18 protein-coding genes are annotated in these 16,097 nt (G+C 64.9%); 8 read left to right on the forward strand and 10 right to left on the reverse strand.

What is annotated here, in order from left to right; genetic code table 11:
* Positions 1-18: 18 nt before the first annotated feature.
* The 5 genes from V4558_09000 to V4558_09020 all read right to left on the reverse strand — a co-directional run bounded on the left by V4558_09000 (position 19) and on the right by V4558_09020 (position 6,426).
* On the reverse strand, positions 19-1,473 hold the full coding sequence (locus tag V4558_09000; GenBank protein MES2305633.1) for a hypothetical protein: 1,455 nt from the start codon (positions 1,471-1,473) through the stop codon (positions 19-21).
* Positions 1,474-1,511: 38 nt separating this feature from the next.
* Positions 1,512-4,166 (reverse strand): ABC transporter permease, encoded by a 2,655-nt coding sequence (locus tag V4558_09005; GenBank protein ID MES2305634.1) that lies wholly within the window; start codon positions 4,164-4,166, stop codon positions 1,512-1,514.
* The gene (locus tag V4558_09010) at positions 4,163-4,513 is read right to left on the reverse strand and encodes a PadR family transcriptional regulator (protein ID MES2305635.1); all 351 of its coding nucleotides are present in this window, start codon (positions 4,511-4,513) and stop codon (positions 4,163-4,165) included. Before V4558_09010 ends, V4558_09005 begins: the two co-directional genes overlap by 4 nt.
* Positions 4,514-4,621: 108 nt before the next feature.
* Positions 4,622-5,230, reverse strand: coding sequence for a hypothetical protein (locus V4558_09015; GenBank protein MES2305636.1), 609 nt, complete (start codon positions 5,228-5,230; stop codon positions 4,622-4,624).
* A 92-nt stretch (positions 5,231-5,322) separates the two neighbouring features.
* Positions 5,323-6,426, reverse strand: coding sequence for an MBL fold metallo-hydrolase (locus V4558_09020; GenBank protein MES2305637.1), 1,104 nt, complete (start codon positions 6,424-6,426; stop codon positions 5,323-5,325).
* Positions 6,427-6,584: 158 nt separating this feature from the next.
* On the opposite strand from V4558_09020, the gene V4558_09025 reads away from it, so the two are divergent.
* Both V4558_09025 and V4558_09030 read left to right on the forward strand, forming a co-directional pair.
* Positions 6,585-7,271, forward strand: coding sequence for a DUF1080 domain-containing protein (locus V4558_09025; protein ID MES2305638.1), 687 nt, complete (start codon positions 6,585-6,587; stop codon positions 7,269-7,271).
* A gap of 187 nt (positions 7,272-7,458) precedes the next feature.
* Complete coding sequence (locus V4558_09030) at positions 7,459-8,838, forward strand: M20/M25/M40 family metallo-hydrolase (GenBank protein ID MES2305639.1); 1,380 nt, start codon at positions 7,459-7,461, stop codon at positions 8,836-8,838.
* A 137-nt stretch (positions 8,839-8,975) separates the two neighbouring features.
* On the opposite strand, the gene V4558_09035 is transcribed toward V4558_09030, so the two are convergent.
* The 5 genes from V4558_09035 to V4558_09055 all read right to left on the reverse strand — a co-directional run bounded on the left by V4558_09035 (position 8,976) and on the right by V4558_09055 (position 12,679).
* Positions 8,976-9,632 carry a response regulator transcription factor gene (locus tag V4558_09035; GenBank protein ID MES2305640.1) on the reverse strand — a complete coding sequence of 219 codons (657 nt, stop codon included), beginning with the start codon at positions 9,630-9,632 and terminating at the stop codon, positions 8,976-8,978.
* Positions 9,629-10,372 carry a sensor histidine kinase gene (locus tag V4558_09040; protein ID MES2305641.1) on the reverse strand — a complete coding sequence of 248 codons (744 nt, stop codon included), beginning with the start codon at positions 10,370-10,372 and terminating at the stop codon, positions 9,629-9,631. Before V4558_09040 ends, V4558_09035 begins: the two co-directional genes overlap by 4 nt.
* Positions 10,330-10,926 (reverse strand): hypothetical protein, encoded by a 597-nt coding sequence (locus V4558_09045; protein MES2305642.1) that lies wholly within the window; start codon positions 10,924-10,926, stop codon positions 10,330-10,332. Before V4558_09045 ends, V4558_09040 begins: the two co-directional genes overlap by 43 nt.
* A 68-nt stretch (positions 10,927-10,994) precedes the next feature.
* Entirely contained in the window at positions 10,995-11,303 is a 309-nt protein-coding gene (locus V4558_09050) for a hypothetical protein (GenBank protein MES2305643.1), read from the reverse strand.
* Positions 11,304-11,668: 365 nt separating this feature from the next.
* Positions 11,669-12,679 (reverse strand): AAA family ATPase, encoded by a 1,011-nt coding sequence (locus tag V4558_09055; protein ID MES2305644.1) that lies wholly within the window; start codon positions 12,677-12,679, stop codon positions 11,669-11,671.
* A gap of 256 nt (positions 12,680-12,935) precedes the next feature.
* Here V4558_09055 and V4558_09060 point away from each other — a divergent pair, with 256 nt between their 5' ends.
* The 6 genes from V4558_09060 (at position 12,936) to V4558_09085 (ending at position 16,022) form a co-directional block, all read left to right on the forward strand.
* Complete coding sequence (locus V4558_09060; protein ID MES2305645.1) at positions 12,936-13,160, forward strand: AtpZ/AtpI family protein; 225 nt, start codon at positions 12,936-12,938, stop codon at positions 13,158-13,160.
* A complete protein-coding gene (locus tag V4558_09065; protein ID MES2305646.1) occupies positions 13,141-13,506 on the forward strand; it encodes a hypothetical protein in 366 nt (121 codons plus the stop codon). The genes V4558_09060 and V4558_09065 overlap by 20 nt, the downstream gene beginning before the upstream one ends.
* Entirely contained in the window at positions 13,503-14,369 is an 867-nt protein-coding gene (gene atpB / locus V4558_09070) for a F0F1 ATP synthase subunit A (protein MES2305647.1), read from the forward strand. Before V4558_09065 ends, atpB begins: the two co-directional genes overlap by 4 nt.
* A gap of 303 nt (positions 14,370-14,672) precedes the next feature.
* Complete coding sequence (locus V4558_09075) at positions 14,673-14,939, forward strand: ATP synthase F0 subunit C (protein ID MES2305648.1); 267 nt, start codon at positions 14,673-14,675, stop codon at positions 14,937-14,939.
* 19 nt (positions 14,940-14,958) lie between these two features.
* A complete protein-coding gene (atpF, locus tag V4558_09080; protein ID MES2305649.1) occupies positions 14,959-15,492 on the forward strand; it encodes a F0F1 ATP synthase subunit B in 534 nt (177 codons plus the stop codon).
* Positions 15,489-16,022 (forward strand): F0F1 ATP synthase subunit delta, encoded by a 534-nt coding sequence (locus tag V4558_09085; GenBank protein MES2305650.1) that lies wholly within the window; start codon positions 15,489-15,491, stop codon positions 16,020-16,022. The genes atpF and V4558_09085 overlap by 4 nt, the downstream gene beginning before the upstream one ends.
* Positions 16,023-16,097: the final 75 nt, after the last annotated feature.

Below are 16,097 nucleotides of genomic sequence, written 5' to 3' on the forward strand. Positions count from 1 at the left end.
GAAAGAGTCAGGAGTTGCCTACGGAACCAGCACTGTCGCAGGGAATGCGAGTGGTACGCGTTTCCCGGCGCGAGTCAGTTCAATGGTGAACTGACTGGCTGCATTGAGTGTTCGGGTGATCTCATCGGCCGATATCGTGGCGGCACTGCGCCCTTGCAGCGTACCCACGGTGTCGCCGACCCTGAGTCCGGCTCGTGCTGCGGCCGTGGCCGGAATCACGTCATCGATCACGGGAGTGCCGGCGTGGCTCGCGATCCGGAACCCGGCGAGGGTGACGGCGGGAGCCGTGACTGCCGCAGGACCACTCCGCGCGAGGCGAACGCGGCGGTGCCGCTGGTCGAGCGTGAGGGCGAAAAGGTTGAGCAGCGGTTCGCCGAGGAGGATCTCGTCGTGGAGCCCCGGCACCGCCTCGACGATCGGACCCCTGACGGTGAGGGTGCCGATCGTGGCATCGAAGCTCAAGCGGCCCACTCGTCCACGGCCGTCGGCAATTTGCGGACCCGAACGCCGCTTCCCGGCCACCGGCTCGCGCAGCCACTTGAAGCCCGCCACCTGCGAGTCGGGCACCGCGATCGGCATGGTTGATCCCACGTCGAGGACCGCACTGACCTCCACGCCGCCGAGCGAGATCGGAATCGTGGGCGAGCCGGGACGCGGCAGGGTGCAGTTCAGGATCTCGTGGCCATCGGCGCTCGGCAGCGAGTCCCGGCTCAGGCGTACCTCATTGCCGGGGTAGTCGAGTGTCAATAGCAGTGCGGCGAAGTGATCGAGTCCGAGCAAGCCATCGAGTTCACCGCCCAGGTCATCCACGAGCAACCGCCCGGAGCGGAAACGGATCGCGCCGAGCTGGAGCGAGTCGTAGATGAAGCGACCATCGCCGCTGGGCGCCGAGCCGGTCACCAGTTGCTGCGTCGCCGGAGTGATCAGCGAGACATTGGTGCCGATATCGATCACGAAGCGGAGTGGTGCCGAGCCGTTGACGCGGACCATCACGATCGGTCGCCCCGATGCGGTGCGCACGAGCGGAATCCGGTCGGTGGCGGCTGTCATCTCCGGAAGCGGCTGGGCCGGGCTCACCGCGATGGTGACGCGCTCGGTTCCGGGTTGCCGTGCCGGTTTGAACTCGGCGAGCCACACCCCCGCCTTGCTGGAGGAAACGAGGAGCGCGTACGAGGTATCCGATGAATGGACGAGTGCGGATGCAGTGAGTGAACCGAGAATGTTGTTGAACTGGAGGAAGTCGTCGACGACGCTGTCGACCTGGGTCGCGGTGTAACGAATATCACCCGGATGTTCCGATACAAACCTGCGCGCCACGGCGGAGTCTCGTGCATTGTGGGTCGCGAGCCATCCGGTGGCGAAGGTTGCGAGCGGCGTTTCGCGAGGCGCGGGGCTGCAGCCTGAAAGGGCACCGCCGACTGCCATCGCGGTGAGGAACCGGAGGCAGTCGGCGGCATTGAAGAAAGATGACATATCGGGGTGTACGACCCGTATGTCAAAATGGTGTCAGGCTACTCGCTCCGGATCGCGGTGATCGGATCGACCCGCGTGCTGCGCCGCGCCGGGCCCCAGCTCGCGATAAAGCCGACCAGCCCAAGCGCGATGATCGCGAGCAGGTATGTCGTCGGATCGCCGGGCTCCACGTCGTAGAGGAGTGATCGCATCAGCCTGGTCGCGAGAATCGCCCCCACGGTACCGATGGCGATGCCGAGACCGACGACGGCCATCGCGCCGCCCTGCACCAGGCGCTGCATGGCCGAGGGACGGGCTCCGAGCGCGATGCGGATGCCGATCTCGCGGGTGCGCTGTGCCACGGTGTACGACACTACACCGTAGATCCCCACCCCTGCGAGCAGGAGGGCGACCACTGCAAACGCGAAGAGCACCAGCATCGTGAAGCGGCGATCGCTGATCGATGACGTCATCCGCTCTGCCATGGTGCGGAACTCGAGCGGAATGGTCGGGTCGATGGCGTGAACGAGCTTGGTCACCATCGGTGCGAACGACGCAGGCGAGGCGGCGGTCCGCACCACCAGTGACATCGAACGGGTGCGCTTGGGCATCTGCTGGTACGGGTACCAGTATGCCTCGTTCCGTTTGCCGACGATCGGCCCGTGCGGAATGTCGGCGACCACGCCGACGATGCTGGCATACGGGCGCACCAGCCCATCGTCCATTCCCATCACCCGCATCTGTTTGCCGAGCGGATCTTCCCCGGGCCATTCCCGATCGGCAAACGATTTGGTGATCACGACGACAGGCGGTGCCGTGGCGTTGTCGCTGGGCAGCAGGTCGCGGCCGCGGATCAGCCGCATTCCCATCGCGGCGAAATACCCAGGACTCGCCGTGCGGTAGATGGCGTAACCGGTGATCGGGTATGCCTTGAGCAGCGGCTTCCCTTCGACCTGGATTGCCCCGCTGGGGTTGTCGCCTTCGAGTGGCAACCGGTTGGTGATCCCGGCGGCCACCACTCCGGGCACATTGCGGAGGTCGGCGAGCAGGCGATCGTGGAAGGCCACCGCCTGCTGCACATCCGGGTAGCTGACTTCGGGAAGATCGATGAGGGTCGTGAGCACTCCTTCGGGCTTGAATCCAGGGTCGATCGCGGTGATGGCGGCAAACGACCGCAACAAGAGTCCGGAGCCGCAGAGCAACACGACGGCGAGCGCGACCTCCACCGTCACCAGCGTCGACCAGAGCTGCCGGCTGCGACGCGAGCCGCTGTGCCGACTCCCTTCGCGCATCGCGAGCGCGGGTTTCACACTCGACATCCGCAGGGCAGGGAGGAGGCCGAAGAGTGCCGCAGTGAGGAAGGTCGCGATCATCGAGAAGCTCAGCACCCGGGCGTCGAGGTGTGCGCCACTCACCGGGATCATCTCGACCGGCGCGAGCGTCAGCAGGCTCTGCATCAGCACCCACGCGAGGGCGAGACCACCGACGCATCCGAACGCGGCAATGACGAGCGATTCGGTGAAGATCTGGCGGACCAGGCGCGCGCGCCCGGCGCCGATCGCCGCGCGAACAGCAAGTTCGTGGGCCCGCGCCGTCCCGCGCGCAAGCATGCTGCTCGCGAGGTTCGTGCAGGCAGCGAGGAGGAGGAGGGTCGAGGCCGCGAGCAGGATCATCAGTGGCTGCTTGAGCGAACCAGTCTGGACCTCTTGCAGCGGCGATACCGTAACCCCGACCGCGTCGAAGTCGGGGAGGAGGGTCGGCCTCATCTCCTGGGTAATGGCGTCGAGCTCACGATCGGCATCTGCCGCGGCGAGGCCATCCTTGAGGCGCCCGATCACCGACCAGTTGTGGCTCGTGCGACTGATGTCGTACCCGTTGAGTTCGAGCGGGAACCAGACGTCGCTCTCGCTCGGGAAATTGAAGCGAGGTGGCAGCACGCCGATCACCTGAAAATCCAGCTCGGTGCGCAGCCGTCGTGACGCAATGTCCCGGGTGCCGCCGAGACGATCCTTCCAGAAGCGATAGCTGACCACCGCCACGGGCGGTGCACCGGGCCGGTGATCATCGGGCCCGGGGAGTCGACCGAGTACCGGCTGCACCCGCATCACCCGGAAGAAGTCTTCCGATATGGCGGCCGTCCGTACCCGCGACGGAATGTCGGCACCGAGCAGGGTGTTGACACTGCTGCGATAGGCCGCGAGTCCCTGGAATGAACGGGACCTGTCGCGCCAGTCCATGAGGTTGGGCCAGGGGACGTCGGACTCGCCCCCTTTCTCGTGCTTCTCTCGCAGATCGATGAGTTGTGCCGGATGATCGTAGGGGAGTGGCCGGAGGATTATCCCATTGACGACCGAGAAGATCGCGGTATTCGCGCCGATCCCTAATGCCAGCGTGAGCACGGCACCGAGGGTGAAGCCCGGGCTGCGACGAAGGATCCGCAACGCGAAGGTGAGGTCGAGTTTGAGCGCGCCGAAGCGTTCGGCCCGCCGCTTTCCTTTCCGCGCCCGGGTGGTGATCTCGCGGCACTCGCGCGAGACCTCGTCCACACTGCCGAACGACCGTAACGCTTCGGCCCGTGCGGCTTCCGGTGGCATCCCTTCGGAGATCAGCTCCTCGGTGCGCAACTCGATGTGCTGCGCGATCTCGAGCCGGATGTCTTCATCGATCGGCTTCTGGTTCGAGAGCGGCAACGGGTCGTGCGCGTCGGACTTCACGAGATCACTCCGCTCGGGCGCGCCTCGAGCGCCCGGCTCATTGCGGTCACATAACGACTCCAGGCGCCGACCTCGACCTGCAGCTGTTCACGGCCGGCTGCCGTGAGACGATAAACCTTCGCCTCGCGGCCCGTGGCCGTGGTCTTCCACTTCGCGTCGATGAGTTCTTTCTCCTCGAGCCGCCGGAGGGCAGGGTAAAGCGCCCCCTCCTCGATCTTCAGCTCATCACCAGTCACCTGCTGAATCCAGCGCGAGATGGCGTAGCCGTGGGTCGGGCCCCAGCCGAGCGTCTTGAGGATCAGGACATCGAGGGTCCCCTTGAGCAGCATCATCGGCGGGCGAGTCATCGAGGCGTCCGGGCACGGGAAGGGATGAGTGGCTAAGGCATAAGATAGTTATGGGTGTGCCGCGCGGGAAGCGCGGAATACGGGAAGGGGGATGGGGGATGGGATCGCCTACTTCGCGAAGCGCTTCGCCGACATCGTCCAGTAGTCGAGCTGCCAGCTCTTGCCCCGATCGTTCGAGATGTCGGCCCGCCAGAGGAAGGAGTCGGCGGTGATATTGAAATAGCGGATCCGGACGATACTGCTGCCGTACCACTGAATCACGTAGCGATTGCCGGCGTCCGACCAGCAGAGCCCCGGCGCCCACTGGCCCGATTCCGAGCCGACGCCTTGCATCTCCCAGAGTTTCCGACGCGGGTTGAAGACCCGGTAGGTCCACGTCCCTGCCGCGATCGTGGTATTGCTGTTGTCACCGCGGAAATGGTCTTCGAGGAACCCGTTGGCGGTGCGCTTCTTCTCGGCGAACCAGTGGCCAGTGAAGGCCGGCGAAAAGGTGCCGTCGGGGCGACGCTGCTGGAAAGTGAACTCCCAGGTGCCTTGCAGGAAATCGAAATCGCTGATGGTGGCCGACGCCGTCGCCGAATCGGCCACGATGAAGTTTGCGCCGAGGGTATCGCCGAAGCTCACGGCCCGCGGCGCATTCGTTGGGGTCTGGGCTGCGACTTGCGCGAGGGGTACCAGCGCGATCGCGCTGAGCAGCAGGGCGGAAATCCTGGACATCGGGGCTCCTCCGGAAGCGGGACGGGAAATCCTACGCCTCCGGATTGCGCCCGGTTCCACCGTTCCTTGATCCTGCCTCCGGTCAGTCCTGACTATGTCGCTGGTTTGGCCGTTCCCTCGGCATAGGCACCATCAATCAATCCATCGATGAAGTCGAGCCAGCGGTCATCGACGAGCGGTTCGCCGTGGGTGAAGCGTTGCCGGAACTCCGCCATCGTCACCTGCCGCTTCGTCTGCTCAAGTGTCTGCCCAGCCGCGATCGATCGCTTCACTTCGCGAATCGCCGAATCGGTGACGGCGATGACGAGATCGAGGTAGCGGGTGTCGTGCTGCACTTCGCCGTGACCGGGCACAATGTGGAGCGGGTTGAGCGCACGCACCCGACGAAGCGCGCGCAGCCATTCGCTGGGCCATTGGGCGCCCGAGTACGGCACCGGCTCTACCAGCAGGTCCCCGGTGGCGACCACGCGCTGCCGCGGAAGCCAGAGGATGCCGTCACCGCGGGTATCGCCGCGGCCGAAGGAGAGGAGCTGCAATTCGCGCCGGCCCGAATGCATGGTCAGCGCGTCGCTGAAGGTGGTGTCCGGCATCACGATGCGGATGCCGGGGGCCTCGACGCTGTAGTAGTCGCGGAAGGCGTGGCGCGTCATCGCCCACTGCGCTTTCCGGGCCGGCGTCAGTGGTCGGCCGGCCAGATCGACCCCGGCAGTGGCCATCGAGTCGTACCGGTTGTTGGTGGCAGCGTAATAGGCCGCATCACGCTTCCTCGCCTTCGGACCGAAGGTGGCGAGCATATCGAGGCGAGTGCTATCGGTCGTGATGACGCGAAGGCCCGGCCACGCCTCGGCGAACGCCTGCGTCCCCAGGAGGTGGTCGCCATGGAAATGACTGATCATCAGGTAGCGAACTGGCTTGCTGGTAACGGCGCGTAACTGCGCGATCGTCGCGCGGGCGGCCGACGGCGTGCGGTTCGCGTCGAACGCAAAGACGTCGCTGTCATTGACCACAAACATCGAATTGCCGTGCACGAACGGGGAAAGCGCATTGGCGCGCGGTTCCACGGTGGCGTAGACTCCTGGCACCACCGTGACGAATCGGAAGGGCGGTGGGCCGACGGGGCTCTGGGCCGGGAGTACCGGAGTGATTGTCAGTGCCAGCGTCGCGTACGCGAACAGGCTGGTCCATTGCTGCGGCATAGGGCGCTCCGTAAGAGTTCCAACGAGCATGTGCTCGGAGGAGCGCGAATGGATGCCATGGGCGAAGCGCCCCCCATTGAACTTTCCTGTCATTTACCGGGTCCGTACATTACTCATCCTCCACTCCCGACCTTTCCCCTAGCACGAGTCGGCCTGCCATGAAGCCCTTCGCTCTGCTCGCCGCTGCTGCCGCCGCCCTCGGCCTCGCTCCTGCGGCCAAGCCGCGCCCGCTCTTCAACGGCCACGATCTCACCGGCTGGCACGTCGATGTCCCGGCCCGGGACGGCAACGACACCACTCGCAACCCGTTCATCGTGCGCGATGGTCACCTGGTCACGCTCGGCACGCCGGGTGGCCACCTGATCACCGACTCGATCTTTCGCAATTACCGACTCGAGGTGGAGTACCGCTTTACCGGGAAGCCCGGCAACGCGGGCGTGCTGATTCACGCGTCGACGCCGCGCGCGCTCTACGGGATGTTTCCGCGCTCGCTCGAAGTACAGATGGAATCGGGCAACGCCGGCGACTTCTGGTGCATCCTCGAGGACATCACCGTGCCCGACATGGTGGCGCGACGTGGCCCGCGCGAGAAGTGGGGCGCCACCGAAGGGAAGGAGCGGCGCATCCGCAATCTCACCGATGATTCCGAGAAGCCCCTCGGCGAATGGAACCGGCTGGTGGTAGAGGCGGTCGGGCGATCGGTGAAGGTATGGGTCAATGGAACCCTGGTGAATTCTGGTACGAATGCCACCGCCGACCACGGCCAGATTGCGATTCAGTCGGAAGGGTCCGAGGTGGAATTCCGCAAGCTGGACCTGACCCCGATTGTGCGCCTCACGCCCTGAGCGCGTCGGGACGCAACGCTTTTACTGGTCGGTGCATCTATAGCTACAGGCCGGACGATTTGCCTCCGCACCGGTCACCGCAGGAACTCCCCCCGCAGGACTCCCGGTTCGCCACAGTGGCGAGCCGCGGAGTCCGTTCGCATTTCGGGGTGGTTAGCTTCGATGCACCTTCCGCCTAACGGACCCGATGCGCGCTCTCCGCCTTGCCACCATCCTGCTGCTCGCTGCCCCGGCACTGCTCACGGCCCAGGGGATTCCCGATCGCACACGCGGCGCTGCCGATCAGCTGATCACCGCAGCGCTCGCCGACACCACGGGCTACAGTCGGCTCGCCGAACTGACCGACACGTTCGGTCATCGTCTCAGCGGCTCGGCCTCCCTCGAAGCCGCAATCGACTGGATCATTGCCCGGATGAAGGCCGATGGCTTCGACGCCGTCCGCGGCGAACCGGTGATGGTGCCGCACTGGATTCGCGGGGCCGAGTCGGCAGTGCTGATTGCGCCGCGTCGTGCGCCGTTGCATATCCTCGGGCTCGGTGGGTCCGTTGGAACTCCCGCAGCCGGGATCACCGCACCGGTGCTGGTGGTGAGCTCCTTCGACGACCTGACGGCGCACGCCGCCGAAGCGAAGGGAAAGATCGTGCTCTTCGACGTTCCCTTCGCCGCCGACGTGGCGCCGATGGTCGCCTATCGCACGGTGCAGGCGTACCGCAGTACTGGGGCAGTCGCTGCAGCGCGCGTGGGTGCCGTTGCTGCACTGGTGCGTTCGCTCACGCCGCAGTCGCTCTCGACGCCGCACACCGGCGGCATGCGCTATGACCCGGCGGTGCCGTCGATTCCGTATGCCGCCGTCAGCGTGGAAGACGCCGAGCTGCTGCATCGGCTCCAGTGGCGCGGCGTGGTGCCGCAGATCACGCTGAAGATGGAGGCCCGCACCGAGGCGGACGCGCCGTCGCGCAATGTCGTCGCCGAAATCCGTGGCAGTGAGCACCCCGAGGAGGTTGTGGTGCTCGGCGGCCACGTCGATTCGTGGGACGTAGGGCAGGGCGCGATGGATGACGGCGGCGGGTCAGTCGCTGCGTGGCAGGCGCTCAAGCTGATCAAGCAACTCGGCCTCAAGCCGAAGCGCACCATTCGCGTGGTGCTCTGGACCAACGAGGAAAATGGCACTCGCGGCGGCACGGCGTACCGCGACACGCACAAGGCCGAACTCGCGCAGCACGTCGCGGCGATCGAATCCGACAACGGCGTCTTCCGCCCCTACGGCTTCCGCTTCCAGGGAAGCGCTGCGGGACTCGCGATGGCGAAACAGGTCGGCGCGCTGCTCGAACGGATCGGTGCTGGGCGAGTGGAGATGGGGGATGGCGAGGCCGACGTCGGCCCGATCCTGCGCGAGGGTGTGCCGGGCTTCGCGCTTGACGTCGACGACTCGAAGTATTTCTGGTATCACCACACCGAGGCCGACATGATGACGGTCATCGATCGCGACGAGCTGCGGAAGTGCATCGCGACGATGGCGGTGATGGCGTATGTGCTGGCGGATCTGCCGGGGGTGGTGCCGAGGTAGATGAAGGGGGAAGGGATCACTGGGAGCGTTGTCACCCTGAACGAAGTGAGGGGGCGGAGTTCCGGCCCACAACGGCGCTTCGCACCCTCGCTACGCTCAGGGCGACAAACCCTTCCCCCTTCTCCCTTCCCCTTCTGTCACGTCCCATCCGCCGGTGTCTTGAGCAGTTTCGCGTGATCATTGGCCCAGCGGATCAGCTGGCCGCGGGTGCGGAGGCCGGTTCGCGCATACAGCTCGCTGATCCGTGATTCGACCGTCTTGACGGCGCGGGAGATGGTCCCGGCGATCTCGGGGTTGGATCGGCCGTCGCGGATGAGGCGAAGCACTTCGAGATGCCCGTGATTCAGGGTGATCCCGCCGATCGTGACTGAGGCCTTGAGGTCGGGGCGACGCCCCGGCCGCGGCCCGGGTGGTCGATAGCTATCGGTCACCAGTTGCAGCGCCACCACCGCGATATCGACGCCGGCGCGACTCTTGGCGACGTAGGCCGCCCCCGTTTCGCGGACTCGCTCGACAATGACTCCCTCTTCCGACGCGCTGATGACCAGGATCGGTATCGGGTGCCGCTCCATTCGGAGTGCCCGCAGCAGTGGCATTGCGCTCTGTTCTCCGAAGGCGAGGTCGAGCACTAGCAGGTCGGGCCGGGCCGACTCGATTGTCGGGCGGATCTGGTCGAGTTCCGTGACAATGAAGGTGTGACACCCTTCGTCGCGGAGAATGGTTGCGACCCCTTCAGCGAAGAGGCGGTGATCGTCGGCGATCACGACGGTGCGACCAGCGAGCGGGCCGGTCATCTGGTGGTGGCGAGCGGAAAGTGCGCGTGGACGCTGGTCCCCTTCCCCGGCTGACTGCTGATGTGCAGCGTGCCGCCGAGCGCACTCGCGCGTTCGCGCATGCTGCGCAGGCCAAGGGAGGCGAGCTTGCCATCGGCCGGGACGACGAAGCCGTGGCCATTGTCGTGAATCTTGATGTCGATGCCGAACGGCGTAGCGTCGAGGCTCACGTTGACCTGGGTCGCGGCCGCGTGACGGCGCGCGTTGTTGACGGCCTCCTGGACGATGCGGTAACCGGCGAGTCGATGCGCGAAGTCGAGGTCAGGGAGTTCGCCGGCATCGAGGGTCATCTCAAACGCATCGGTCGACTCGGTCGCGAAGAGCTGCTGGAGCGCGTCGGCGAGCGGGAGATGATCGAGCGTTGCGGGATGCAGCCCGCGACTCAGGGTCCGCAGCTGCATCGCGAGCGCCGACGCACGCTCGGCGCCGTCAGCGCTACCAGCGCGACGGAGTTCCATTCCCATCGATTCGAGCAGCGGCACGACGCCGTCGTGGAGTTCACGGGCGATCCCGCGACGCTCCTCCTCCTGGCCGTCGAGCAGCCGGCGGCCCCATGCCACGGCCGCGCGGGTGCGGTCGCGCTGGACGGAGTTGATCGCCCAGTAGAGCACCGCGGCCATCGCGAGACCGAGGCCGACGGTGAGGGTGAAAACCCAGATCAGCGGCCCCAGGTTACGCTCCGTTTCCAGTATGGGATGCACCAGAGGATGAGCGCCACATAACTGAAAGTCTGCGAGACGCGGTATACCATCATTGCGGCGGACCGTGACGTTTGTGCGAGCGCATTGACTATTGGAGAGGTGCCTAGAGCTGGCGCGCTGGCGAGCACCAGCCCAAAGCCAAGCCATGCCTCGGGTTTCGACCATGGTGAGTCGTCGCTTGAGCGGATAGCCTCGGCCACCAGGAGTATGCCGATGCTCAGGCCAACGAAAGATTCACCTGGAGAAGTGTATTTGGAATAGAACTCGAGACCGTCGCCCCCGGCGGTTAGCAGGGCCCAGAAGATGGCAAATACCATCATACCCACCAGAATGGCGCGCCGCTGACGTTGGTCCGACAGCAAGAGATAGCCTGTGAGTCCGAGCAGCATCGCGGAAAACAGGTCGTACCAGTGAAAGAGATCATGATTATTGATGCTGTGCATTCCCATGAGGAACGCGAGAACGTTGGACGCCGCTCCGAGGACCAACCACCATGCGAAACTCCGGGCGCCCGGAGAGGGGGGGACGCGCACCCATACGGCGATGGCTACCACCACGCTCAATGTTATTCCGATGTTGGGGAGCAACCGAGTGGCGGAGAAGACGAAATCCCAATTCCAGGTCATGCGACCGGGGACATCAATGGTGAGCCCTCGTCGCAGTCAAAGGGACATGGGCCACATTTTTCCGCGATGGTGCCAGTAATGAGATCCTTGCCAGTCGCGTCCGTGCCGATCCACACAAGTCGCTCATCGCCCGAAACATTTCCAGCATAGACCCGAATGCTAGCGCACTCTGGGTTCTTGAGGATCTCCTCAATAATCTCGCGCGGAAGCTTCCACGCCCTGCGCTCACCAGGGTGCTCCTTCTGCCACGTGTGCGTGTACTCGATCGCCTGCGCGAGCGTGATGCGATGGTCGTCGGCCGACATGGGGTACTCCGGGGAGTAGGCGTTCAGGGGTCGCCAAAAGAGTAGGTTGCCGATGTCCAAAAGGAAACAAGGGAAAACCCTGAATATTCGGAATTAAACGGGCGAGCGTGGAATCGCTCTAACCCAATGTCAGTGCGGCTTTTTAGGCAATTATTGACCGAAAAAAGCGTCAAAAAGTCAGGGTTTTCCCTTGCTTGACTCGCTCAGCGGGAGACGCATCTTGATATCGTCTGCAGCGAGTCCCCCCAGGGGTTGGCCCCTTGACCCTGGGTGGGACGTGCAGCCTGAACAGCAGGATGATGGATGACAGATGACAGATCTTGGATCCGTGATTCGACCATCCGTCAACTGTCATCCGTCAACTGTCATCCCTTCAGCCAACTCTCCGACCCAATCAGCTCCATCACCACATCCTCGCTGCTGCGATCCGCCGCTTCGGCCGAGAAGTTCGTCATCACGCGGTGACGCAACACGGCGGGAGCGATCGCGCGGACATCCTCGAGATCTGCCTGCGGCCGGCCATCCATCGCCGCGCGCGCCTTGGCACCGAGCACCAGATACTGCGACGCGCGCGGACCAGCACCCCACTCGACATACTCGCGCACCAGTGCCGGCGCTTCGGCTTCGTTCGGTCGCGTCATCCGCGCGAGCAGCACCGCAGCCGCAATGAGTGACTGCGATACCGGAATCCGGCGCACGAGCGATTGCATCTCCACCAGCGCCGCGGCATCGACGACCTGACTCACGCTCACCTTGTGGGTGCCGGTGGTCTGCGTCACGATCGCTTCTTCCTCGCTGCGCGACGGATAGCCAACGCGCAATTCAAGCATGAAGCGGTCGAGCTGCGCCTCGGGAAGGGGATAGGTCCCTTCCTGCTCGATCGGGTTCTGCGTCGCGAGCACGAAGAAGGGATTCGGAAGCGGATAGGTCTGCCCGGCGACGGTCACGGTCCGCTCCTGCATCGCCTGCAGCAACGCCGCCTGGGTCTTGGGAGGGGTCCGGTTGATTTCGTCGGCCAGGACCACCGAGGCGAAGATCGGCCCGGGGACGAACCGGAAGTGCCGCTTCCCAGTCGCCGGATCCTCTTCGACCAGTTCGGTACCGGTGATGTCACCCGGCATCAGGTCGGGGGTGAACTGCACCCGGTTGAACGACAGCGCCAGCGCCTCCGCGACGGTCGAGACCATCAGCGTCTTGGCCAGGCCGGGGACCCCGACCAGGAGGGCGTGCCCTCCCCCCAGGATGGCGGTCACGATCCCGTCGACGGCCTCGTGCTGGCCTACCACCCGGGCCGAGACCTGGGTCCGGAGTGCGGCAATGGCCTCGGCGAGGCGGCGGAGCTGCTGGACGTCGTCGAGAGGAGGAGCAGAGGTCATCGAGGTCGGTGAGTTCGAGGAAGGAATGATGGATGACAGATGACAGATGACGGATAACGGAAAAGGGTCCCGAGCCCGGTACGGTCAATAAGGTATACGGGACGGTCGCATCGACCATCTGTCATCCGTCATCTGTCATCCGCTGGGTCCGGGTACGCCCGACCTCCTGCAAAGGTTTCCCGGAAGGGCGGAAATCCCCCGCGAAGGGCGCTGGAATCGCTTGCGAAAGTTTTCACAAGCCCGTACTTTCCGCCCCGTGAAGCACCCCGACGATGGCTCGAATCGAGAGATCGGCGAGGGGTACGCCCTGGTTTCGGTGGGGATCACGTTTGCCCTCACCCTGGCGGGGTTCACCCTGGGGGGATTCTGGCTCGACGGCCGGTTCCACACCACGCCGTTGCTGACGATCCTCGGGATGGTCGTGGGAATGGCCCTGGGCGGTTTCTGGCTCTGGCAGCGGCTTGGCAAGCGCCCGAAGTGACCAGGCGCGCCGGCTCCTCTGGGGGGCGGCCGGCACCGCCGGGGTGACGCTGCTGTCGGGTGCGCTTTGGAGTGGGTCGGGCGCGAAGGCGGCACTCCTCTTCGGAGCGCTCGCCACGCTGATTCAGCTGGTTGCCGACCGGTTGGCCCGGCAGGTCGGGGTGCCGGCGACGGTGGACCGGCTCAAGGTCTATGGCATTGGAGTGGTGCTCCGCTTCGGCGGGGTAGCGCTCATCGCGGTGGCGGCGCTCGCCGGGGGAGAGGGGTTCTCCTACCAGGGAGCGGCAACGGGATACCTGGGAGTCATTCTCCCTCTGCTGTATCTGGAGACACGACTGGACCGATGACCGACGGACAAGAGCCCTTCAGCATCGCCGAGATGGTGTTCCACCACACGGGCGACGCGCACGAACTCGATTTCTCCCCGTTCGGGGTCATCCACCTCCCGGAGTGGGAGCCGATCCGGATCGGGGCGTACTCGATCGATCTCTCCCCGACCCGCCACGTCGTCTTCATGGTGCTCGCGGCGTCGCTGACGCTGCTGCTCCTCTGGATTGCCGCGCGCGGCATTGCGAAGGCGCGAGCGCAGGGGAAGGCACCGAAGGGTTACGCCGGGATGATGGAAGCATTCGTGGTCTTCGTGCGCAACGAGATCGCCATCGCCAACATCGGTCACGAGATGGGGCCGCGGTACGCGCCGCTGATCATCGCCTTCTTCTTCTTCATCCTGATGATGAACCTCCTCGGCCTGCTGCCCTGGGGTGCGTCGCCTACCGGCAACCTCGCCGTAACCGCGGCGCTCGCCGTGATCTCGTTCCTGGTGATCGAGATCGGCGGGATGGTCAAGCTCGGCTTCAAGGGCTACATGGGCACCATCTTCCCGCACATCGAAGGGCTCGATGGCGCGGGCGGTGCGGTGATGACCATTGCCATGGCGCCGATCGAAATCCTCTCCAAGATGGTCAAGCCGATCGCCCTGGCGATCCGCTTGTTCGGCAACATGCTCGCCGGCCACTTCGTGATCTTGTCGCTCTTCGGCATCGTGTTCCTGTTCGGTTCACTTGGCATGTGGAGCTATGGCATCGGGAGCGTCACGGCCCTGGTTGTTCTCGGCGTGATGTTCCTTGAATTGATCGTCGCGTTCCTGCAGGCGTACGTGTTTGCGCTGCTGAGCGCGGTGTTTATTGGGTTGATGCAGCACGAGCATTAATAGCTGGATGATGGATGACAGATGACGGATCTGTCACCCTGAGCGAAGCCCGCGAAGCGGGCGCAGTCGAAGGGGCGGAGCTTCGCTCCCTCGCTTCGCTCAGGATGACAAGCAGAGGTAGGACACCGCACCGCCCGATGCATCCAACGGCGACTGCGTTTCCAATCGGCGATCGTCGCTGATTGCGGGAGCTGGACCTCCGGGTCCGCCGGCTCCCATCGACTGGCCACCGTTCCTGGGGAGACGGTGCACTGGCCGAGGATGCAAATGACAATTGATCCTCACTGAAACGACGAGTTGAAAATGTTGCTCCCGATTCTCATGCAGACTGAAGCCGCCGCGCAGATCCCGAACTACGGCGCCCTGGGTGCCGGTATCGGCCTCGGCCTCGCCGTTCTCGGCGCCGGCATCGGCCTCGGCCGCATCGGTGGCCAGGTCGCTGAAGGCATCGCACGTCAGCCGGAAGCGGCAGGCGAGATCCGCGGCGCTGGCCTGCTCTTCGGCGTGCTGCTCGAAGGCGCCACGATCATCGCGCTCGTGTTCGCCCTGCTGTTCAAGCTGATCAAGTAACCAGGCGGTTCGCGTGACGATGCTACCGTTGTTGATGATGGCGGAAGAGGGGGGCTTGCCGAAGCCCTTCTCGCCGACGTTTGGTCTCTTCCTCTGGACCTTCATCGTTTTCATTCCGTTCCTGATCATCCTGGCGAAGTTCGTCCTTCCGGTGATCGTGAAGGCGACGGCCGATCGTGAAGCGGCGATCACCAAGCAGCTCGCCGATGCCGAGCGGATGCACAGCGAGGCGAAGGCGGCACTGGAAGAGCAGAAGCAGTTGCTGGCCGGTGCACGCGGCGAGGCGCAGGCGTTGATGGCCGAGGCGCGTGGCGCGTCGGAGCGTGAGCGCGCGGCGTCGGTCGAGAAGACCAAGACGGAACAGGCCGAGATGCTCGATCGCGCCCGTCGCGAGATCGTGGCCGAGAAGGAGCGGGCCGTGGCCGACCTTCGTCGCGAGGCGGTCGACATCGCGATTGCAGCGGCCGGCAAGGTGGTGGGTCAGCGGCTTGATTCGAGCGCCGACCGCAAGCTGGTGGAAGACTACCTCGCGCAGATCGGGAACAAGCCGTGAGGGAAGTGACCATCGCCCGGAACTACGCTGAGGCGTTGTTCGCGCTCGCCAACAAGGCGAACGCGGTCGAGGCGTGGGGTGACCTGATGGACGCGACGGCGGGGGCGATGAGCACCCCGTCGATCGAGGCGGTATTGATGTCGCCGCGAGTGCCGAAGGAGCGGAAGGTCGCGATCGTGCTCGACGCGATGAAGGATGCGCCGAAGCCGTTCACGCTTTTCCTGGCCGCGGTGATCCGTCGCGGCCGGCAGTTGATGCTCGGGTCCATTGCCGATGAGTATCGTGGCCTGGTTGATGTGAAGCTTTCCCGCGTTCGGGCGGGCGTCACGGTGGCGCGCGAGATGGATGCGCTGGCGCGTTCGGTGATTGTCGAGCGGCTGTCGAAGGCGATCGGCAAGGATGTCATTGCCGGGTTCAGCACCGATCCCGCGCTGCTGGGTGGCGTGGTGGTGCGGATCGGCGACCGGGTCTACGACGGCTCGGTGCGCAAGCGCCTCGCGGTGCTCAGGAACAAGTTGCTGGCGCGGTAGGTTGCGCGCTGGTTGAGATGTGAGAGCGCCGCCTGAAGAGGGCGGCGTTTTTCATGTTAGGAGAAGGGAGAAGGG

This window comes from Gemmatimonadota bacterium (genome assembly GCA_040388535.1).
GTDB lineage: Bacteria > Gemmatimonadota > Gemmatimonadetes > Gemmatimonadales > GWC2-71-9 > Palsa-1233.

Bases quoted from the DNA above. Each gene is read 5' to 3' on its own strand.
- V4558_09000 (MES2305633.1), bottom strand. From the start codon at position 1,473: ATGTCATCTTTCTTCAATGCCGCCGACTGCCTCCGGTTCCTCACCGCG.
- V4558_09010 (MES2305635.1), bottom strand. From the start codon at position 4,513: ATGACTCGCCCGCCGATGATGCTGCTCAAGGGGACCCTCGATGTCCTG.
- V4558_09015 (MES2305636.1), bottom strand. From the start codon at position 5,230: ATGTCCAGGATTTCCGCCCTGCTGCTCAGCGCGATCGCGCTGGTACCC.
- V4558_09020 (MES2305637.1), bottom strand. From the start codon at position 6,426: ATGCCGCAGCAATGGACCAGCCTGTTCGCGTACGCGACGCTGGCACTG.
- V4558_09025 (MES2305638.1), top strand. From the start codon at position 6,585: ATGAAGCCCTTCGCTCTGCTCGCCGCTGCTGCCGCCGCCCTCGGCCTC.
- V4558_09030 (MES2305639.1), top strand. From the start codon at position 7,459: ATGCGCGCTCTCCGCCTTGCCACCATCCTGCTGCTCGCTGCCCCGGCA.
- V4558_09035 (MES2305640.1), bottom strand. From the start codon at position 9,632: ATGACCGGCCCGCTCGCTGGTCGCACCGTCGTGATCGCCGACGATCAC.
- V4558_09050 (MES2305643.1), bottom strand. From the start codon at position 11,303: ATGTCGGCCGACGACCATCGCATCACGCTCGCGCAGGCGATCGAGTAC.
- V4558_09055 (MES2305644.1), bottom strand. From the start codon at position 12,679: ATGACCTCTGCTCCTCCTCTCGACGACGTCCAGCAGCTCCGCCGCCTC.
- atpB (MES2305647.1), top strand. From the start codon at position 13,503: ATGACCGACGGACAAGAGCCCTTCAGCATCGCCGAGATGGTGTTCCAC.
- V4558_09075 (MES2305648.1), top strand. From the start codon at position 14,673: ATGTTGCTCCCGATTCTCATGCAGACTGAAGCCGCCGCGCAGATCCCG.
- atpF (MES2305649.1), top strand. From the start codon at position 14,959: ATGCTACCGTTGTTGATGATGGCGGAAGAGGGGGGCTTGCCGAAGCCC.